The organism is Sphingopyxis sp. Q841, assembly GCF_052384365.1.
Classification (GTDB): domain Bacteria; phylum Pseudomonadota; class Alphaproteobacteria; order Sphingomonadales; family Sphingomonadaceae; genus Sphingopyxis; species Sphingopyxis terrae_A.
In genome coordinates this window covers 20,779-38,572 of sequence record NZ_JBQSUM010000003.1, presented here as the reverse complement: position 1 = coordinate 38,572, position 17,794 = coordinate 20,779, and the positions used below count along the sequence as shown (strand labels likewise).

The window sequence follows — 17,794 nt, the reverse complement described above, 5'->3', positions numbered from 1 at the left end:
AAAGATGCGGTCAAATTCGCTTGATCTTGGACGATAGCGCGCGGCATGGCCGTCGGCATGGCTCAATATACGCATGTGATCTTCGACTTCGGCGGCGTCATCACCGCCTCGCCCTTCGAAGCCTTCAACCGGCTGGAAGCCGAACGCGGGCTACCGCGCGATTTCGTGCGCGGGGTGAATGCGCGCAACCCCGACACCAATGCCTGGGCGCTGTTCGAGCGCGCCGAGATCGACGCCGCGACCTTCGACACATTGTTCGCCGAAGAAGCGCGCGCGCTGGGCCACGACCTCGAAGGTGAAGCGGTTCTGGCGGTCCTCGCCGGCGCGGTGCGCCCGCAAATGGTTGCGGCGCTCGACACGTTGAAGGCCGGCGGTTTCACGATCGGCTGCATCACCAACAATGTGCCGTCAGGCAAAGGCGCCGGCATGGCGCGCAGCGAAGCAATGGCGGCCGAGGTCGCGGCGATCATGGCGCGCTTCGACCATGTCATCGAATCGTCGAAGGTCGGCGTGCGCAAGCCCGACCCGCGCATCTATCAGATGATGTGCGCGGCGCTGGGCGTCGAACCCGCCGCCTGCATCTACCTCGACGACCTTGGCATCAACTGCAAACCCGCCGCGGGGCTTGGCATGCACGCGATCAAGGTGACGAGCGGCGAACAGGCGCTAGCCGACCTGTCCGCCGCACTGGGCGTGCCGCTACCCTGAGGGTCCAGAAGGGGACGTTGGCCCGCGTCATCCCGGACTTGATCCGGGATGACGCGGGTGGATGTGGCAGGCTTCGGTCGTTCGCCGTCGTCCAGGCCTGTCTTTCCGGCCTAGTGCGCGAGCAGCAGCGGATAGCGGCCGCCCGTCACCAGATATTGCGTGGCGCCGCCGAAGATCGTCTCGCGCAGCCGGCTGCGACCGAAGGCGCCCATCACGATCAGACCTGCATCAAGCGCGCCGGCTTCCTTTTCGATCCGTTCCTCGGGGGTTTCGGCACCGCGCTCGATCGCGCGCAGTTCGGCGTGGATGCCGTGACGCGACAGATAGCGCGCCGCATCTTCGGCCGCGAAATCGCCCTCGTCGCCGCCTATCGTGACGATCACGACCGGGCGGTTCTTCAGGAAAGGAACCGCGGCGCGCACCGCATGGGCGGCTTCGGGGCTGCCGTTCCACGCGATCAGCGCCGGCTTGTCGAAATCGAGCCCCTTGCTGTCCTGCGGCAGCGCCAGAACCGGAACCGACGCGGTCAGCGCAAGATCGCCCGCGAGCATCGGCGGGCCGCTGCGGAAATCCCCCTTCGCCTTGGGCAGGCTGACGATCGCCAGATCGGCGAGCGTCGCGGCGCCCGACAAGGCGCTGACGATTTCACCGTCGGCCATTTCGATGTCCCACGGCACATCTTCCTTCGCCAGCCGGTCGGCAAGCCGGCTTTCGAGCGCCAGATCGTCGGCCTGCGCCTTCGCCAGCGCCTCGGCGGCGAAATAGGTGCCGCCGAACGGATCGAAGCTGACGAATTCGCGCAGCGGCGTCGCGATGAGCAGGCTGACATGGCCTTCGAAACGGCGGGCGCAATCAAGCGCGACCTGCAAACGTCCTTCGGACGCGGCATCGCTGTCGGCGTGAACCAGAATTGAGCGCATTGGGGGCCTCCTTTATCCAGTGAACATCAGAATAATGCGCCGCGCGAACCTATCGTTCATTGACCGGGGTCAAAAGCGACGAATCTTCGCGTGCCGCGCTATCCCGCGGTCAGGCTGAGGCCCGCGGCCTGATCGAAGATGCGCGTCAGCACCGGTTCGGTATCGGACACGCGCATCGCGACGCGGAATTCGACCGGCGCGAGCGCGGGCAGCCCCGCCAGTTCGACGAGCGTGCCTGCGGCAACCTCGGCGCGCACCATCGGTTCGGGAAAGATGCCGACACCGCCGCCGGCGCGTGCGATGTCGATCATCATCCGGGCGTTGTTGCACAGGTTCAGCGATTTCTGCGCGATCCGCGATGCCGCGATCGCCTCACGCATCCGGCCATGGATCGGCGAAGGGCTGGCGAGCGACCAGACGGGAACCTGCTGTTCGCCCGTTCCGCGCTCGAACAGCGCCGCGACCGCGGGATTGGCGAGCCAGAGCAGCGCAACCTCACCGATCGGGCTGGTCCGAAGCGCCGGATGCGCGATCGGCCCGGCCGCGAAGGCAAGGTCGGTGCGGCCGGTCAGCAGTTGCTGGATCAGATTCGCGGTCAGGTCGATCTCGATCTCGAGCGCTACATTGGGCATGTCGGCTTTCAGCGCCGCAACGAAGGGCGGCAGGCAGCTTGCGGCCGCGATCTCGCCCGCGCCGATCCGCACTACGCCGCTCGCCTCATTGAAGCCGCCGCTGCCGAGCAGCGCGAGCTGCATGTCGCGCAGCAGCGGGGTGCAGTCATTGACGAGTTTACGTCCCGCCGGGGTCAGCGACATGGTGCGCCCGTCGCGGCGGAACAGCGTCGAACCCAGGCGCTGCTCCAGCTCGCGCATCCGCGCCGACACCGCGGGCTGCGTCGTGTTGAGCCGTTCGGCAGCCGCCGAGAAGGTGCCGAGCCGGTCGATCCACAGCAAGGTTTCGAGATGATAGATGGAGATGCGATTGATCGACATCGGTTATGGATAATCGAAAAATAGAACAATTAGAATTGATGATTTATTTGCGCCAAGGTCGCCGCCGATCAGTGGGCCGATCCGCGAGCCGATCAGAGGAAGGGAGTCCCGTCATGGCGAACAAGCAATATCCCGATGCAGCATCCGCGCTCGAAGGGCTGCTCTTCGACGGCATGCAAATCTGCGCGGGCGGCTTCGGCCTGTGCGGCATTCCCGAACGGCTGATCGACGCGATCCGCGACGCCGGGACAAAGGATCTCACCATCGCCAGCAACAATGCCGGCATCGACGGCGAAGGGCTCGGCAAACTGCTGCGTACGCGGCAGGTCAAGAAGATGATCTCCTCTTATGTCGGCGAGAACAAGGAGTTCGAGCGGCAGTATCTGGCCGGCGAGCTCGAAGTCGAATTCTGTCCGCAGGGCACACTCGCCGAACGCTGCCGCGCGGGCGGCGCGGGCATCCCCGGCTTCTATACCAAGACCGGCGTCGGCACCGCGGTGGCCGAGGGTAAGGAGGTCAAGAATTTCGACGGGCAGGATTATATCCTCGAACGCGGCATTTTTGCCGACCTCGCGATCGTCAAAGGCTGGAAGGCCGACGAAAGCGGCAATCTGATCTTCCGCAAGACCGCGCGCAACTTCAACCAGCCGATGGCGACCGCGGCCAAGATCTGCGTCGCCGAGATCGAGGAGATCGTCCCCGTCGGCAGCCTCGATCCCGATTGCATCCATTTGCCCGGCATCTATGTGAAGCGCCTGATCGTCGGCGCGCCCTATGACAAGAAGATCGAATTCCGCACCGTACGCCCGCGGGAAGCCGCATGATGCGCGCGCTTGCCCTTTCGGCCGGCCTGCTGCTCGCCGGCTGCGCCCAGACCGCGACAACGACGGCGCCCGCGGCGCCCAGCGCGGAGGTGATCGCCTCGCAGGTCGGTGAAAAGCCGACGCCGACCTCGCCGCCGGCGGGACAGCAATGGCTCTATGGCTCGGCGGAGGGCGCGATCGCCTCGGCACAGGTCTATCGCACCATGGCCGATTATGTCCGCATGGCCGCGATTTCGGCGGCGCCGCGCCGCCAGGTCGTGCTCGCCGAAGGATCGACGCCTGTCGCGCCGAAGTTCGACGATTGCGGGGACAAGCCGCTCGCGGCGGTGTTCGACGCCGACGAGACGCTGATCTGGAACGTGGGCGCGATGCGCTACTTTGCCGAGCAGGGGAAGGATTTCGATCCTGCCGTCTGGGACCAGTGGGAAAAGACCGGCGCCGGCAAGGCGGTGGCGATGCCCGGCGTCATCGACGCGCTGGCGATCATGCGCGGTGCGGGGGTGACGATCATCGTCAACACCAACCGCAGCGCCGCCAATCCCAAGGGCAGCGAGGATACGCTGCGCGCCGCGGGCCTCGGCGATTTCAAGCGTGGTGAGACGCTGTTCCTGATGGGCGACACGCCCGACGGCGCGAGCAAGGACGGACGCCGGGCGCTGATCGCCTCGCGCTGGTGCGTGATCGCGATGGGCGGCGACCAGCTTGGCGATTTCGCGCAGGCGTTCAACGCGCGCGGTCTGTCGGTCGCCGACCGCAGGACGATGGCGACGAGCGGACCGGTCGCGGGGCTGTGGGGCCATGGCTGGTTCCTCTTCTCCAACCCCGTCTATGGCCCGTCGATCCGCGGCGGCTTTGCCGACATCTTCCCCTCCGACAAGCAATGGGAGCCGAACTGACATGGCCTGGACGCGTGATGATATGGCGGCGCGCGCCGCGAAGGAATTACAGGACGGCTTCTACGTCAATCTGGGCATCGGCATCCCGACGCTGGTCGCCAACCACATTCCCGACGGGATGGACGTTACGCTGCAGTCGGAAAACGGCATGCTTGGCATCGGCCCTTTCCCGATCGAGGGCGAGGAAGACGCCGACCTCATCAATGCGGGGAAGCAGACGATCAGCGAACTGCCGCAGTCGGTCTATTTCAGCTCGGCGGAAAGCTTCGCGATGATCCGCGGCGGGCATATCGACCTCACTGTGCTGGGCGCGATGGAAGTCGCCGAAAATGGCGACATCGCCAACTGGATGATCCCCGGCAAGATGATCAAGGGCATGGGCGGCGCGATGGATCTGGTCGCCGGCGTCAAGAAGATCATCGTCGTCATGGAACATAATGCCAAGGACGGCAGCCCCAAATTCATCCCCGCCTGCACCCTGCCGCTGACCGGCAAGAATGTCGTCGACATGATCATCACCGACCTCGCAGTGTTCAAGCGCGACGACCATGACAGCCCGTTCCGGCTGATCGAGCTCGCACCGGGGGTGACGGCGGACGAAGTCGCAGCTAAGACGACGGCCAAATATGAGGTCGCCGTCTGATCGAGAGTCCATGCTGCGTGCTTTGATGATATTGATTGCGGCCGGCGCGCTCGTTTTCGCCGGCTGGTTCGGGGTTCAGGCGCTGGGCGACAGCCAGCCACTGGCAAGCGTGCCGATTCCCTTCGCCGCTCCTGAAAATCTGCCCGACACGCCCGACAAATGGCGCGGACGGATCGACTATCGCGCGCTCGACCGGCAACTGACTGATCTCGCCGCCCGCCCCGAAATGGCAGGGCTGGCGGTGGCGGTTGTCGAGGACGGCAAGCTGAGCTTCGTACGCACCTACGGCGTCGCCGACGCCGATAGCGGCGCGCCGGTGACGCCGCATACGCTGTTCCGCTGGGCGTCGGTGTCCAAGACCGCGACCGGCGCGCTGGCCGCGGCGCTGAGCAAGGATGGCGCGGTGAACCTCGATCGGCCGGTCGCAAGCTGGCGCAGTTCTCTACGCCTCCCCGGCGGCGCCGAATCGCATGTGACGCTGGCCGAACTGCTCGCCCAGCGCACCGGCCTCACCAAAAATGCCTATGACGAAAAGCTGGAGGAAGGGCAGAGCCCGGCGCTCCTGCGCACCAGCCTCGCCGGCGCGCCGCTGCAATGCGAGCCCGGCACCTGCCACACCTATCAGAATGTCGCCTTCGACACGGCGAGCGAGATTCTGGGCGCCGCGGCGCACAAATCCTTCGGCGATGCCGTCGAGGACCGCTTTTTCCTGCCGCTCGGAATGGTCAGCGCCGGCTATGGCGCAGAGCGGCTGACGGGCGCGAAGGATTGGGCACGGCCGCACCGCGGGCGCCACGTCCAGCCGGTCAAGGAAGCCTATTGGCGCGTCCCCGCCGCCGCCGGCGTCGAAAGCGATATCGTCGATTTCGCGACCTGGATGCAGGCGATGATGGGTAATCGCCCCGACGTTCTGCCGAAGGATGTGCTGCAAATCGCCCACCAGCCGCGCGTCGGCACAGCGCGGCTCTATGGCGGCGCGTTGCGGCAGGCGATCGGCGATGCCTCTTATGGCCTCGGCTGGCGTAACTTCACCTATGCTGGGCTCCACCTCCAGGGCCATTCGGGCGCCGTGTCGGGTTATCGCGCCACGATGATCTTCGAACCCGCGACGCGCACCGGCGTCGTCGCGCTGTGGAACAGCGACTGGGGCTTCCCCTTCCGCATCCCATTTGCCGCACTCGACAGCTACCACAAGCGCGCCGATGCGGCCTGGCTCGACCTCAGCGAACTCCCCAAGGTCAAGCGCGCGCCCGTCGCGACCGCCCCCAGCGCCGACGACAGCAATGGGTGAGGAGCCACCACGCATGTATGTGCTGATCACCGCCAACCGCAATTATTCGAGCTGGTCGCTGCGCCCGTGGATGCTGATGAAAGGGCTCGGCATCGGCTTCGAGGATCGCGTCGAGCCTTTCGCCAAACCCGTCAATTACGACGCCTTCCGCAGCTTTTCGCCGACTGGTCAGGTTCCGGCGCTGCTCCACGAGGGGCGCACCGTCTACGACTCGCTCGGCATTACGCTTTATCTCGCCGACCGGCACAATGGCGTCTGGCCCGACGATCCCGACGCACGCGCCTGGGCGCAATGCGCGGTGGCGGAAATGCACAGCGGCTTTGCCGCGCTTCGCAACGATTGCACGATGAACGTCGGCGTCCGCGTGACGCCCAAGCCGATGTCGGACGCCCTCACCGCCAATGTCGCGCGCATCCGCGAGCTGTTCGAGGAAGGTTTGACGAAGTTCGGCGGCCCATGGCTCGCCGGCGCCGACTTCTCGGCCGCCGACGCCTTTTTCGCACCGGTCGCCTTTCGTATCCGCACTTACGGCCTCGACGTCGGCGCGGGACAGGCGTGGGTCGACCATATGCTGGCGCACCCCACCATGCGCGAATGGGAGCGGCAGGCGCTCGCCGAAGAGTGGCGCGAAGAAAGCCACGAAGCCGAGCTGGCAGCAGCCGGGGTAATTACGGCGGATTACCGGACGGCCTGAGCCCTCCTCCTTCGTCATTGCGACCCCGGCGAAAGCCGGGGGAAGCAATCTCCAGCGATCGGAATTTAACGCCGCCAGCCGGAAGTTGCTTGGTCGCTTCGCTCCGCGCAATGACGAGGTTCAGTCCGCCAGCGCCTCGCGCACCACGGCGACGCCTGCTTCACGCTGCGCCTTCAATTCGGCCTTCAGCCTGGCCGGGTCGCGCGCGAAGACGAAGCCGAAGCTGACCCCGCCTTCCTTGCCGATCGTCGCATGGTGCAGCTTGTGCGCCTGCACCAGCCGCTTGGCATAGCCGCGCCGCGGTACCCAGCGGAAATAGCGCTGATGGACCAGCCCGTCATGCACCAGCGTGTAGATGATGCCATAGCAAAGGATACCGAGGCCGATCCACGTTCCTGGTTCCCACGCCGCCGCACCGAAGATCATCGGGCTGCCGATCGCGAACATCGAAATGCTCATCGCGGCCCCGACGATGGCGAACAGGTCGTTCTTCTCCAGCCGACGCCCGTGCGGTTCGTGATGGTCGCGGTGCCAACCCCAGCCGAAGCCGTGCATGATATATTTGTGGCTTGCCCAGGCGACGCCCTCCATCGCGATGACGGTGGCAAGGACAAGGGCGATGATGGCGAGCGTCGACATGGGGGAGAGTATAGGCCGGTTAAGGCAGCCGCGCCATCATCTCCTCATTCCCCGCTATGGGTATCGGCGACCGAAAATTGCGTTTTTGATCGCCACTCGCTTGCAAAGTTGTGTGGGCAGCGTAAGTGAACCCGCATGACTCGGCCCCGCACGCTTTATGAGAAAATCTGGGACGCGCATGTCGTCGAACAGCGCCCCGACGGTACCTGCCTGATCTTCATCGACCGCCACCTCGTCCATGAAGTCACCAGTCCGCAAGCCTTCGCCGGGCTTCGCGCGAGCGGCCGTACGGTGCGCCGTCCCGACCTGACGCTGGCGGTTCCCGATCATAATCTGCCGACGACGGCGCGGCGCGATGCGGCGGGCAACCGGCTGCCGATCGCCGACCCCGAAAGCGCGGCGCAATTGGCGGCGCTCGAAAAGAACGCACCCGAATATGGCATCCGCTACATCGACGCGGTGGCGCCCGAGCAGGGTATCGTCCATGTCGTCGGCCCCGAACAGGGCTTCTCGCTGCCCGGCACGACGATCGTCTGCGGCGACAGCCACACCGCCTGTCACGGCGGCATCGGCGCGCTCGCCTTCGGCATCGGAACGAGCGAGGTCGAGCATGTGCTGGCGACGCAGACATTGCTGCTTCAGCCCGCAAAGACGATGGAAGTGCGCGTCGAGGGTGATGTCGGGCCCGGCGTCAGCGCGAAGGACATCATCCTTCACATCACCGGCGTGATCGGCGCTGCTGGCGGCACCGGCCACGTCATCGAATATACCGGCAGCGCGATTCGCGGCCTCAGCATCGAGGGCCGTCTGACTGTGAGTAACATGGCAATCGAGGGCGGCGCCCGCGCTGGCCTGATCGCACCCGACGATGTCACCTTCGCTTATCTGAAGGGCCGCCCCTACGCGCCGAAGGGGGCCGACTGGGAGGCTGCGGTCCCCTATTGGCGCAGCCTCGCGACCGATCCAGGCGCCAGCTATGACAAGACCGTCGTCATTGACGCTGCCGACATTGCACCGAGCGTTACCTGGGGAACCAGCCCCGAGGACGTGGTGCCGATCACCGGCTTCGTTCCCGATCCTGCGAGCTTTGCCGACCCGTCGAAACAGGCCGCCGCCGCCAAATCGCTTGCCTATATGGGCCTCGAACCCGGCACGCGGATGCAGGATGTCGCGATCGAGAACATCTTCATCGGCAGTTGCACCAACAGCCGGATCGAGGACATGCGCGCTGCCGCTGCGGTCATCAAGGGCCGCAAAAAGGCCGACAGTGTCCGCTGGGCGATCGTCGTTCCGGGATCGGGCCTGGTAAAGGCGCAGGCCGAAGCCGAAGGGCTCGACCGCATCTTCATCGACGCAGGGCTCGAGTGGCGCGAGCCGGGCTGTTCGGCGTGCCTTGCGATGAACCCCGACAAAGTGCCCGCAGGCGAACGCTGCGCATCGACGAGCAACCGCAATTTCGTTGGCCGCCAGGGTCCGGGCAGCCGCACGCATCTTGTGAGCCCCGCCATGGCAGCGGCGGCGGCGGTGACCGGCAAGCTCACCGACGTGCGGGAGTTGATGGCATGACCCCGCTGGAAAAGGTCGAAGGCCGCGCGATTCCGCTCGGGCTCAAGAATGTCGATACCGACGTCATCATTCCCGCGCACTGGCTCAAGACCACGAGCCGCGAAGGCATGGGCCGCGGCGCGTTCGAAAGCCTGCGCGCCGATCCCGACAATCTGTTCGACCGTCCCGAGAACAAGGGCGCTCCGATCCTGATCGCGGGCGACAATTTCGGCTGCGGGTCGAGCCGCGAACATGCCGCCTGGGCGCTCGGCGACCTTGGCATCCGCGTCGTCATCGCGCCCAGCTATTCCGACATCTTCTCGGGCAATGCGGTCAAGAACGGCATCTTGCCCGTGGTGCTGCCGCAGGCGGCGGTCGACCGGTTGATCGAGGTCGCGGCAACCGATCCGATTCACGTCGACCTCGACACGCAGACGGTGACGACGCCCTTTCAGGATCGCTTCACCTTCGAAATCGACCCGTTCCGCAAGATGTGCCTGCTCGGCGGTCTCGACGAGATCTCGCTCACCGAAAAGAGCGGCGGGGCGATCGACGCTTATGAGGCAAAACTAGCGGCCGAGCGGCCCTGGCTGCAGCCCGCGCTCACCGAATAACCAACGAAACAGGAAAAGGAGACGATGATGAAGGCTCTTCTGTCGACCGCGACCGGCGGCCCCGAAACGCTCGAACTGGGCGAGGTTGCGCGCCCCACCCCCGGCAAAGGGCAGATGGTCGTCGATGTGAAGGCCTGCGCGGTCAACTTCCCCGACGTGCTCATCATCGAGGATAAATATCAGTTCAAGCCGCAGCGCCCCTTCGCCCCGGGCGGCGAGGTCGCGGGCATCGTGGCCGAGGTCGGCGAAGGCGTGACCGATTTCAAGGTCGGCGACCGGGTGATTGCGGCGTGCGGCAACGGCGGCATGGCCGAGGCGGCGCTGGTCAATGCCGCCAATAGCTATCCGCTGCCCGAAGGGCGCGACTTTGCCGAAGGCGCGGCGCTCCTGATGACCTATGGCACCAGCATTCATGCGCTGGTCGATCGCGGCCATATCGAGGAAGGCGATACGCTGCTCGTCCTTGGCGCCTCGGGCGGAGTCGGCATTGCCGCGGTCGAACTGGGCAAGGCATTCGGCGCGCGCGTCGTCGCCGGCGTATCGAGCGAGGCAAAGGCCGACATCGCACGTCAGGCCGGCGCCGACGAAGTCGTCGTCTATGGCTATCAGCCGTTCGACAAGGAGGCCTCGAAGGCGCTCGCCAACACGTTCAAGGCGGCGGTCGGCGGCGACGGCGCCAATGTGATCTACGATGCGGTCGGCGGCGATTATTGCGAACCGGCGCTGCGCTCGATCGCATGGGAAGGACGCTACCTCGTTGTCGGCTTCCCCGCGGGCATTCCGCGCCTGCCGCTCAACCTGACCCTGCTCAAGAGCTGTGACGTCGCCGGTGTCTTCTGGGGAGCCTTCGCCGCCCGCGAGCCGCAGCGCAACCGCGCCAATATCGCACGCCTGTTCCAGCTTTGGGAACAGGGCAAGATCAGCCCGCGCGTCACCGAACGCTTCGCGCTGGCCGATGGCGGCAAGGCGATCGCCAAGCTGGGTGACCGCAGCGCCGTCGGCAAGCTGGTCGTGACGATCTGAAATATCGCCCCGATCCCGCGCTGACCGAGGCGCTCGACGCACTGGCGCGGCCGACCGGCCGGATCGAGGTGCGCGTGACGCCCGGCGCGGGGCGCGACGAGGTACGGATCGATGCCGGCACCGTTTTGCTGCGCGTCACCGCCCCGCCCGCCGACGGCGCCGCCAACGAGGCGGTGCTGCGCCTGCTCGCGGCCGCGCTCGGCCGGCCACGCCGCGATCTGACGCTGCTGCGCGGCGCAACGGCGCGGATAAAACTGGTCGCGGTCGCGCTCGACTGATCGCAAAGCAAGGCCCCGCTTAACCATTTATCAGGGGCTCCCCCCTATCGTTCAATGCAGGACTATTGGGATTCAGGGATCAACGATGGCGGACCCCCGTTCGGCCAGTGATGGGCAGGCGATGAGCCTTGCGAATATTTCGCGGACTCGCCGTGCGCAGTTGATTGCCGAGTTCGAGGGCGAACTCGGCATCGATCACAAGGCGCGCGCGCGCGCCGCCTATGAAGAAAAGCGCTGGCGCATCATCAAGACGATCATCGTGTGGACGATCGCGCTGATGTTCTTCGCGGTTGCCTGCTACAAATTGTGGCTGATGGGCCTGCAGGTCGACAGGCCCTTTTCCGACCTCAATCCGATCGACAATATTTTGGGCAAATAGGCCGAGCGGCCGATCCGGGCACCCGAAGGCGCCCGGTCACAAACGCGTCCTCAGTAAACGCGCGCCTTCGGCTTGATATATTCGGCATCGTCGGTCAGCGTATATTCGTGGACCGGGCGGTAATCGAGCGTCACCTTGCCGTCCTTGCCGCCCCAGCCGTCGAACCAGCTGATCGTGTGCTTCATCCAGTTCGCATCGTCGCGGTTCGGGAAATCCTCGTGCGCGTGGGCGCCGCGGCTTTCCTTGCGGTTGAACGCCGAATGCATCGTCACCGTCGCCTGCGCGATCAGATTGTCGAGCTCGAGCGTTTCGACGAGATCGGTGTTCCAGATCAGGCTGCGGTCGGCGACATGGACGTCGTTCATGCGCTCATAGGTCTTGGCAAGCTTGTCCTTGCCCTCGGCCATCAGCTCGTCGGTGCGGAAAACCGCCGCGTGCTGCGACATCGCGCGCTGCATCTCCGTGCGGATTTCGGCGGTCGGCGAACCGCCGCTCGCATTGCGGAAATGGTCAAGGCGGCCAAGCGCGAGGTCGGCGCTGTCCTTGGGCAGCGCAGGCTGCGCGGCGCCGGGCGCGACGATTTCCTTGAGCCGGTGCCCCGTCGCGCGTCCGAAAACGACCAGGTCGATCAGGCTGTTCGAGCCAAGGCGGTTCGCGCCATGGACCGACACGCACGCCGCCTCGCCGACCGCGAACAGGCCGGGGACGACCGCATCGGGGTTGCCGTCCTTCAGCGTCACGACTTCGCCATGATAGTTACAGGGAATGCCGCCCATATTGTAATGGACCGTCGGCACGACCGGCAGCGGCTGGCGCGTCAGGTCGACGCCCGCGAAAATCTTGCCGCTTTCGGTGATGCCCGGCAGACGCTCCGCCAGCACCGCGGGATCGATATGATCGAGGTGCAGGAAGATATGGTCCTTGTGCGGACCGACGCCGCGGCCTTCGCGGATTTCGAGCGCCATCGAACGCGACACGACGTCGCGCGACGCCAGATCCTTCGCCGAGGGGGCATAGCGTTCCATGAAGCGCTCGCCCTCGGAGTTGGTGAGATAGCCGCCCTCGCCGCGCGCGCCCTCGGTGATGAGGACGCCCGCACCGTAAATGCCGGTCGGGTGGAACTGGACGAATTCCATGTCCTGGAGCGGCAGGCCCGCGCGCAGCACCATCCCGCCGCCGTCGCCGGTGCAGGTATGCGCCGAGGTGGCGGTGAAATAGCAGCGGCCATAGCCGCCGGTCGCGAGCACGACCGCCTGGCTGCGGAAGCGGTGGATGCTGCCGTCTTCCATGCACAGCGCGATCACGCCGCGGCACACGCCGTCTTCCATGATCAGGTCGAGCGCGAAATATTCGATGAAGAAGTCCGCGTCATACTTCAGGCTCTGCTGATAGAGCGCGTGGAGCATCGCGTGACCGGTGCGGTCGGCGGCGGCGCAGGTGCGCTGCACCGGCGGGCCTTCACCCATATTCTGCATATGGCCGCCGAACGGGCGCTGATAGATGGTGCCATTGGCGTTGCGCGAAAAGGGCACGCCGGCATGTTCGAGTTCGTAGACCGCGGCGGGCGCCTCGCGCACCATATATTCGATCGCGTCCTGGTCGCCCAGCCAGTCGGAGCCCTTGACGGTGTCGTACATATGCCACTGCCAATGGTCGGGGCTGTTGTTGCCGAGGCTGGCGGCAATGCCGCCCTGCGCCGCAACGGTATGGCTGCGCGTCGGGAACACCTTGGTGATGCAGGCGGTACGCAGGCCGGCCTCGGCGCTGCCCATCGTGGCGCGCAGGCCCGAACCGCCGGCGCCGACGACGACGGTGTCATAGGTGTGGTCGATGATCTTGTAGGCTTCGGTCATATCACATGCCCCCCGGGCCGAGCGCGGCGGGCGCTAGCGCGATGCGCACGATCGCGAAAATGCCATAGGCCGCGCCGCCGAACGCATAGAAATTCAACAGGACGATCGACAGCAGGCGCGTCGCTTCGCCGTGGACATAATCCTCGATCAGCACCTGCAGCCCGAGGCGCAGGTGCCAGAAGACGCTGACCACGAGCAGGATCAGCGCAAAGGCGACCATCGGCTTCGACGCCCACTGCATCAGCGCGGCATGGTCGCCGAGCGGCAAGCGGAGCAGCGAGACGACGAACCAGGTGACGAGCAGCACATTGCCGAGCGCGGTCAGCCGCTGCTGCAGCCAGTGGCCGGTACCGTGGTGCGAAGCGCCAAGTCCGCGAACCCGGCCGAGAGGCGTTCCGTTACCCATTGAGCGCCTCCTTGGCGATATAGAGCCAGGTCGCGGCGGTCGCGAGGATCGCGCCCACGATCACGACGGTCGACCAGAGCTTGTTGGCCTTGAGTTCATAACCCGCGCCGGTATCGAGGATGAAGTGGCGCAGCCCCGAAAACAGATGCTGGAAAAAGGCCCAGGTCAGACCGACGAGCACGATCTTGCCCAGAATATTGGTGACCTGATGCACGCCGCCGCCCGCAGGGTCGTGCCAGACGCAGGCGACGAAGGCCGCATAGGCCTCGGGGCCCGCCGCGATCGCGCCGAGCCAGCCGAGGAACATCAGCGCACCGACGATGGCCAGCCCGTCACCGCTGACGCGGTGAAAGATCGAGACCGCCATGTGCGGCCCCCATTTATACACCTGGAGGTGCGGCGAGAGCGGACGCCCGCTCGGTTCTTTGCCAGCCATATCAGCCCCATTCCGTGACTCTAGTCGGTCGATGGGCGCCGGTTTAGCGCCGCGCGCACGATATGCAATTGCTTAGGGGGCGATGGAGGCAAGAATTCGCAGGCAGCCGGCCCCGGGATCGAAGGATCGTCCGGGGCCGACGCGCCTTATTTGATCTTGTCGCGGTTCGCGTAGAGCAGCGCCGCAAGCACTGCGGCCGAACCGACGCCGATCCCCGCCGCCGTCTTCCAGCCGATCTTGCGGCCGCCTTTCGCCGCCTCCCGGTCGGCCGCCTCGGTCGCCTCGGCGGCTTCCTTCTGGGCCTGCTGCTCGCGCGCGGCGCGCAGCACTTCATTTTCTTCTTCGTCTTGCGGGGGAGGCGGCACTTGGTCGGTCATCGTCTCTCTTGATCCTATGGTCTGGCGTCAGGCGAGTGCCTGCTCGACAGGCACATAGTCCGTTCCCACCGCTTCGGCTACGGCTTCGAACGTCACCTTACCATTCCATACGTTCAGGCCCTGCGAAAGATGCATATCGCGGCGCAGCGCTTCTTTCCAGCCGAGGTCGGCGATGCGCAGCGCGTGCGGCAGGGTGACATTGTTGAGCGCATAGGTGCTCGTGCGCGCGACGGCGCCGGGCATGTTGGCGACCGCATAATGGACGATGCCGTCGACGACATAGGTCGGATCGGCGTGCGTCGTCGCATGGCTCGTCTCGAAACAGCCGCCCTGGTCGATCGCGACGTCGACGAGGACCGATCCGGGGCGCATTGTCTTCAGCATGTCGCGCGTGACGAGCTTCGGCGCTTCGGCGCCGGGGATCAGCACCGCGCCGATGACCAGATCGGCCTCGGCGACGCATTCGGCAAGGTTCGCGCGGTTCGAAAAGCGGGTCTTCGCGCGCGCTTCGAAAAAGGTGCCGACGCGTTCGAGCACTTCGGGATCGCGATCGAGGATCGTGACGTCGGCGCCCAGCCCCGCCGCCATCTGCGCCGCGTTGAAGCCGACGACGCCGCCGCCGATCACGCAGATTTTGCCCGGCGCCACGCCCGGCACGCCGCCGAGCAGCACGCCGCGGCCGCCGTGCGCCTTTTCAAGCGCGGTCGCGCCGGCCTGGATCGACATGCGCCCCGCGACCTGGCTCATGGGCTTCAGGAGCGGCAGGCCGCCATGGGGGCTGGTCACGGTTTCATAGGCGATGCACACCGCGCCCGATTTCATCAGATCGCGCGTCTGCTCGGGATCGGGCGCAAGGTGGAGATAGGTATAGAGAATCTGGCCTTCGCGCAGCATCGCGCGCTCGACCGCCTGCGGCTCCTTGACCTTCACGACCATTTCGCAGCTCGCGAAAATTTCTTCGGCGCTGTCGACGATCTCGGCGCCCGCCTCGACATAGAAGCGGTCGTGAGCGCCGATGCCCTCGCCCGCGCCGGTCTGGACGAGGACGCGGTGACCATGTGCCACCAGTTCGCGGGCGCTCTCGGGCGTCAGGCCGACGCGATATTCGTGATTCTTGATTTCCTTGGGGGTGCCGATGATCATGCTGTCTCTCCGATTTGCCGGAACGGACGCGCGCATTTTCGCCTATCCGAAGCCTTCGGGCAAACATAACAGCGTATCGGCGGGATTTGCTTGCAAACTATCGTTCGCATGACGATAAACACGCAATATTTTTGCGTCATTCTGGATAGACACGCGACATGATCGATCGAATCGATGCAAAGCTGCTCAACCTGTTGCAGCGCGAGGGGCCAAAACCCGTCGCCGAACTGGGCGAACGGGTCGGACTTTCGGCCTCCGCCTGCCATCGCCGCATCCGCGCGATGGAGGCGGCGGGGATCATCACCGGCTATGCCGCGCGCATCGCCCCCGACACGATCGGCCTCGGTCTCGACGTGTTCGTCGACATCAGCCTGACCTCGCAGAGCGAAGAGGCGCTCACCGCTTTCGAAAGCGCGGTCAAAAGCTTCGACGAAATCCTCGAGTGCCAATTGCTGTCAGGCGCGTCCGACTATCGGCTTCGCGTCGCCGCGCGCAATGTCGCCGATTTCGACCGGCTGCACCGCCACTGCCTGTCGCGTCTTCCGGGTGTCGCCGCGATGCACAGCGCCTTTGCCCTGCGCACGATCAAGGGCTTCGAAGGCTATCCCGTCCAACCCACCGAGCGCCGCTGAACCGAGCGAGACTGGGCGCGCTGGTTAACGGTGAATTTACCAATTTCCTTCCATATCCGGCAGACGCAGTTTGGGATGATGGCGGGCGACAGACCTGCGCGTCCCGGGGTCGGCAAGGGAACAGGATCATGGTGAAGGAAAATCCGATTCATAAGCAGCAAATCGAGCCCGTTCTGATGGCCGATCGCTTCCCGACCTATGACCTCGACGGCCGGCTCGCCGCCGACGGGGCCGAAGTGCACATGATCCTGTCGGGGCTGGAGACGCAGCTGGCGACCGCCTATTGGGATGCCTTCAACGCGCTGCCCATCGTCACCCGCAAGATCGAGGGTGAACTGCTTGAATCCTATATTCGCGGCAGCGCGCGGCACATGCAGACCAAATATGCCGACGCCGGGGGGCAGGAGGCCGCGACCATCGCGTGCCAGAACACCCATATGGCGCTGCGCGTCGGCCTGCCGATCGCGACCGTGCTGTCGTGCATCGGCGAAAGCCACAAGCTGGCCATCCATTATGTGATCGAGGCGTGCGCCGGCGACACGGCGCGCCAGACGCGCCTGACCGCGGCGATCAACCGTCTCGCGCTGCTCGAAATGGACATCATGCTCGCCTATGCCGAAAAGCTCGACCGCGCAGCGATCTCGCAGGAGCGACAGGCGCTGGCGAGCGATTTCGACCGCTCGATCGCCTCGCTGGTCCAGGACAGCGACGGGGTGCGCCAGCAGCTCGCCAAACAGGCCACATCGGCCGATCATGCCGCGCGCGGCATGATCGCCAAGACGAGCGAAGTCGCTGCGGCGTCCGAGCAATCGGCGATGGCGATGCGCGAAGCCGCATCGACCGCCGCCGGGCTGATCCGCGCGATCGAGGATGCCCGCACCGAGGTCGAAGCATCGGCCAGCGTCGCGACGCGCGCCTCCGAACAGGCGGGCGAAGCGGTGGCCATGTCCGACGCGCTGTCGCGTCACGCCGAATCGATCGAATCCATTCTGGGCCTGATCCGCGAAATTGCGGGCCAGACCAACCTCCTCGCGCTCAACGCGACGATCGAGGCGGCGCGCGCGGGCGAATCGGGCCGCGGCTTTGCCGTCGTCGCGCAGGAAGTGAAGAGCCTCGCCAACGAAACCGCGCGCGCGACCGACGATATTGCGGGCAAGATCACCGCGATCCAGCAGGCAACGCGCGGGTCGGTCGCGGCGAACCAGTCGATCCAGCAGACGATCATCGAGGTGCAGCAGTCGGCGCAGCGAATTCGCGATGCGATGGACGCGCAGGCGCAGACGGTCACCTCGATCACCGCCGCCGTCGACGAAACCGCGCTCGCGGCCGACAGCATGTCGTCGACCATCGCCAGCATCCGCAACGATTCGGGCACCGTCGCCAGCGAAATCAGCGTGCTCAGCCAGGAATTTTCCAAGATGGGCGAGCGGCTGCAGGCACTGGAAACCGCCGCGAGCGAATTCAGCCGCCGCGTCGCCTGATCCGTCGCGCCCTGCTTGGC

At 65.6% G+C, this 17,794-nt stretch carries 21 protein-coding genes; 13 read left to right on the top strand and 8 right to left on the bottom strand.

Annotated elements, in window-relative coordinates; translation table 11 throughout:
- Positions 1-57: 57 nt before the first annotated feature.
- Entirely contained in the window at positions 58-708 is a 651-nt protein-coding gene (locus ACT17R_RS15545) for an HAD-IA family hydrolase (RefSeq protein WP_260833886.1), read from the top strand.
- A gap of 110 nt (positions 709-818) precedes the next feature.
- Here the strand turns inward: ACT17R_RS15545 and ACT17R_RS15540 are convergent, their stop codons facing one another.
- Positions 819-1,628: a universal stress protein gene (locus ACT17R_RS15540; protein ID WP_444809781.1), complete on the bottom strand. Its 810-nt coding sequence runs from the start codon at positions 1,626-1,628 to the stop codon at positions 819-821.
- A gap of 98 nt (positions 1,629-1,726) precedes the next feature.
- Positions 1,727-2,620 carry a LysR family transcriptional regulator gene (locus ACT17R_RS15535; protein WP_062901043.1) on the bottom strand — a complete coding sequence of 298 codons (894 nt, stop codon included), beginning with the start codon at positions 2,618-2,620 and terminating at the stop codon, positions 1,727-1,729.
- Between the two features lie 113 nt (positions 2,621-2,733).
- Between ACT17R_RS15535 and ACT17R_RS15530 the strand changes: the two genes are divergently transcribed.
- Genes ACT17R_RS15530 through ACT17R_RS15510 form a run of 5 tightly spaced genes read left to right on the top strand, consistent with a single transcriptional unit; the run spans position 2,734 to position 6,968 of the window.
- Positions 2,734-3,444: a CoA transferase subunit A gene (locus ACT17R_RS15530; protein ID WP_444809780.1), complete on the top strand. Its 711-nt coding sequence runs from the start codon at positions 2,734-2,736 to the stop codon at positions 3,442-3,444.
- A complete protein-coding gene (locus ACT17R_RS15525) occupies positions 3,441-4,340 on the top strand; it encodes an HAD family acid phosphatase (RefSeq protein WP_444809779.1) in 900 nt (299 codons plus the stop codon). The genes ACT17R_RS15530 and ACT17R_RS15525 overlap by 4 nt, the downstream gene beginning before the upstream one ends.
- Before the next feature lies 1 nt (position 4,341).
- Complete coding sequence (locus tag ACT17R_RS15520; protein WP_003042921.1) at positions 4,342-4,983, top strand: CoA transferase subunit B; 642 nt, start codon at positions 4,342-4,344, stop codon at positions 4,981-4,983.
- Between the two features lie 10 nt (positions 4,984-4,993).
- Entirely contained in the window at positions 4,994-6,274 is a 1,281-nt protein-coding gene (locus ACT17R_RS15515) for a serine hydrolase domain-containing protein (protein WP_263588210.1), read from the top strand.
- A gap of 13 nt (positions 6,275-6,287) precedes the next feature.
- On the top strand, positions 6,288-6,968 hold the full coding sequence (locus ACT17R_RS15510) for a glutathione S-transferase family protein (RefSeq protein ID WP_444809778.1): 681 nt from the start codon (positions 6,288-6,290) through the stop codon (positions 6,966-6,968).
- A gap of 120 nt (positions 6,969-7,088) precedes the next feature.
- On the opposite strand, the gene ACT17R_RS15505 is transcribed toward ACT17R_RS15510, so the two are convergent.
- Positions 7,089-7,607 (bottom strand): sterol desaturase family protein, encoded by a 519-nt coding sequence (locus tag ACT17R_RS15505; protein WP_062901048.1) that lies wholly within the window; start codon positions 7,605-7,607, stop codon positions 7,089-7,091.
- A gap of 135 nt (positions 7,608-7,742) precedes the next feature.
- Here ACT17R_RS15505 and leuC point away from each other — a divergent pair, with 135 nt between their 5' ends.
- The 5 genes from leuC (at position 7,743) to ACT17R_RS15480 (ending at position 11,446) form a co-directional block, all read left to right on the top strand.
- Complete coding sequence (gene leuC, locus ACT17R_RS15500) at positions 7,743-9,173, top strand: 3-isopropylmalate dehydratase large subunit (protein ID WP_444809777.1); 1,431 nt, start codon at positions 7,743-7,745, stop codon at positions 9,171-9,173.
- A complete protein-coding gene (leuD, locus tag ACT17R_RS15495; protein WP_003042939.1) occupies positions 9,170-9,766 on the top strand; it encodes a 3-isopropylmalate dehydratase small subunit in 597 nt (198 codons plus the stop codon). Before leuC ends, leuD begins: the two co-directional genes overlap by 4 nt.
- A gap of 27 nt (positions 9,767-9,793) precedes the next feature.
- Positions 9,794-10,789, top strand: coding sequence for an NADPH:quinone oxidoreductase family protein (locus ACT17R_RS15490; protein ID WP_062903020.1), 996 nt, complete (start codon positions 9,794-9,796; stop codon positions 10,787-10,789).
- A gap of 68 nt (positions 10,790-10,857) precedes the next feature.
- Positions 10,858-11,067 carry a DUF167 domain-containing protein gene (locus ACT17R_RS15485; protein WP_326490205.1) on the top strand — a complete coding sequence of 70 codons (210 nt, stop codon included), beginning with the start codon at positions 10,858-10,860 and terminating at the stop codon, positions 11,065-11,067.
- A gap of 85 nt (positions 11,068-11,152) precedes the next feature.
- Positions 11,153-11,446 carry a hypothetical protein gene (locus tag ACT17R_RS15480; protein ID WP_234181134.1) on the top strand — a complete coding sequence of 98 codons (294 nt, stop codon included), beginning with the start codon at positions 11,153-11,155 and terminating at the stop codon, positions 11,444-11,446.
- Between the two features lie 50 nt (positions 11,447-11,496).
- Here ACT17R_RS15480 and sdhA read toward each other — a convergent pair whose 3' ends face one another.
- From sdhA to ald, 5 genes are all read right to left on the bottom strand, one after another.
- The gene (gene sdhA, locus ACT17R_RS15475) at positions 11,497-13,299 is read right to left on the bottom strand and encodes a succinate dehydrogenase flavoprotein subunit (RefSeq protein WP_058811170.1); all 1,803 of its coding nucleotides are present in this window, start codon (positions 13,297-13,299) and stop codon (positions 11,497-11,499) included.
- Position 13,300: 1 nt separating this feature from the next.
- Positions 13,301-13,705, bottom strand: coding sequence for a succinate dehydrogenase, hydrophobic membrane anchor protein (gene sdhD / locus ACT17R_RS15470; protein WP_003042951.1), 405 nt, complete (start codon positions 13,703-13,705; stop codon positions 13,301-13,303).
- Entirely contained in the window at positions 13,698-14,141 is a 444-nt protein-coding gene (sdhC, locus tag ACT17R_RS15465) for a succinate dehydrogenase, cytochrome b556 subunit (protein WP_444809776.1), read from the bottom strand. The genes sdhD and sdhC overlap by 8 nt, the downstream gene beginning before the upstream one ends.
- 146 nt (positions 14,142-14,287) lie before the next feature.
- Positions 14,288-14,518, bottom strand: a complete 231-nt coding sequence (locus tag ACT17R_RS15460; RefSeq protein ID WP_186401180.1) for a hypothetical protein — start codon at positions 14,516-14,518, stop codon at positions 14,288-14,290.
- 27 nt (positions 14,519-14,545) lie between these two features.
- A complete protein-coding gene (gene ald, locus ACT17R_RS15455) occupies positions 14,546-15,661 on the bottom strand; it encodes an alanine dehydrogenase (protein WP_062901053.1) in 1,116 nt (371 codons plus the stop codon).
- Between the two features lie 158 nt (positions 15,662-15,819).
- On the opposite strand from ald, the gene ACT17R_RS15450 reads away from it, so the two are divergent.
- Positions 15,820-16,293, top strand: coding sequence for an Lrp/AsnC family transcriptional regulator (locus ACT17R_RS15450; protein ID WP_003042965.1), 474 nt, complete (start codon positions 15,820-15,822; stop codon positions 16,291-16,293).
- Positions 16,294-16,421: 128 nt separating this feature from the next.
- Positions 16,422-17,774: a methyl-accepting chemotaxis protein gene (locus ACT17R_RS15445; protein ID WP_062901054.1), complete on the top strand. Its 1,353-nt coding sequence runs from the start codon at positions 16,422-16,424 to the stop codon at positions 17,772-17,774.
- The last annotated feature ends 20 nt before the right edge of the window (positions 17,775-17,794 follow it).

Excerpts from the sequence above, each read along its gene's own strand:
- ald (WP_062901053.1), bottom strand. The coding sequence starts at position 15,661 with ATGATCATCGGCACCCCCAAGGAAATCAAGAATCACGAATATCGCGTC.
- leuD (WP_003042939.1), top strand. The coding sequence starts at position 9,170 with ATGACCCCGCTGGAAAAGGTCGAAGGCCGCGCGATTCCGCTCGGGCTC.
- ACT17R_RS15520 (WP_003042921.1), top strand. The coding sequence starts at position 4,342 with ATGGCCTGGACGCGTGATGATATGGCGGCGCGCGCCGCGAAGGAATTA.
- ACT17R_RS15535 (WP_062901043.1), bottom strand. The coding sequence starts at position 2,620 with ATGTCGATCAATCGCATCTCCATCTATCATCTCGAAACCTTGCTGTGG.
- sdhC (WP_444809776.1), bottom strand. The coding sequence starts at position 14,141 with ATGGCTGGCAAAGAACCGAGCGGGCGTCCGCTCTCGCCGCACCTCCAG.
- ACT17R_RS15505 (WP_062901048.1), bottom strand. The coding sequence starts at position 7,607 with ATGTCGACGCTCGCCATCATCGCCCTTGTCCTTGCCACCGTCATCGCG.
- ACT17R_RS15525 (WP_444809779.1), top strand. The coding sequence starts at position 3,441 with ATGATGCGCGCGCTTGCCCTTTCGGCCGGCCTGCTGCTCGCCGGCTGC.
- leuC (WP_444809777.1), top strand. The coding sequence starts at position 7,743 with ATGACTCGGCCCCGCACGCTTTATGAGAAAATCTGGGACGCGCATGTC.
- ACT17R_RS15480 (WP_234181134.1), top strand. The coding sequence starts at position 11,153 with ATGGCGGACCCCCGTTCGGCCAGTGATGGGCAGGCGATGAGCCTTGCG.
- sdhD (WP_003042951.1), bottom strand. The coding sequence starts at position 13,705 with ATGGGTAACGGAACGCCTCTCGGCCGGGTTCGCGGACTTGGCGCTTCG.
- ACT17R_RS15450 (WP_003042965.1), top strand. The coding sequence starts at position 15,820 with ATGATCGATCGAATCGATGCAAAGCTGCTCAACCTGTTGCAGCGCGAG.
- ACT17R_RS15515 (WP_263588210.1), top strand. The coding sequence starts at position 4,994 with ATGCTGCGTGCTTTGATGATATTGATTGCGGCCGGCGCGCTCGTTTTC.
- ACT17R_RS15510 (WP_444809778.1), top strand. The coding sequence starts at position 6,288 with ATGTATGTGCTGATCACCGCCAACCGCAATTATTCGAGCTGGTCGCTG.
- ACT17R_RS15460 (WP_186401180.1), bottom strand. The coding sequence starts at position 14,518 with ATGACCGACCAAGTGCCGCCTCCCCCGCAAGACGAAGAAGAAAATGAA.
- ACT17R_RS15545 (WP_260833886.1), top strand. The coding sequence starts at position 58 with ATGGCTCAATATACGCATGTGATCTTCGACTTCGGCGGCGTCATCACC.
- ACT17R_RS15530 (WP_444809780.1), top strand. The coding sequence starts at position 2,734 with ATGGCGAACAAGCAATATCCCGATGCAGCATCCGCGCTCGAAGGGCTG.
- ACT17R_RS15445 (WP_062901054.1), top strand. The coding sequence starts at position 16,422 with ATGGTGAAGGAAAATCCGATTCATAAGCAGCAAATCGAGCCCGTTCTG.
- sdhA (WP_058811170.1), bottom strand. The coding sequence starts at position 13,299 with ATGACCGAAGCCTACAAGATCATCGACCACACCTATGACACCGTCGTC.
- ACT17R_RS15540 (WP_444809781.1), bottom strand. The coding sequence starts at position 1,628 with ATGCGCTCAATTCTGGTTCACGCCGACAGCGATGCCGCGTCCGAAGGA.
- ACT17R_RS15490 (WP_062903020.1), top strand. The coding sequence starts at position 9,794 with ATGAAGGCTCTTCTGTCGACCGCGACCGGCGGCCCCGAAACGCTCGAA.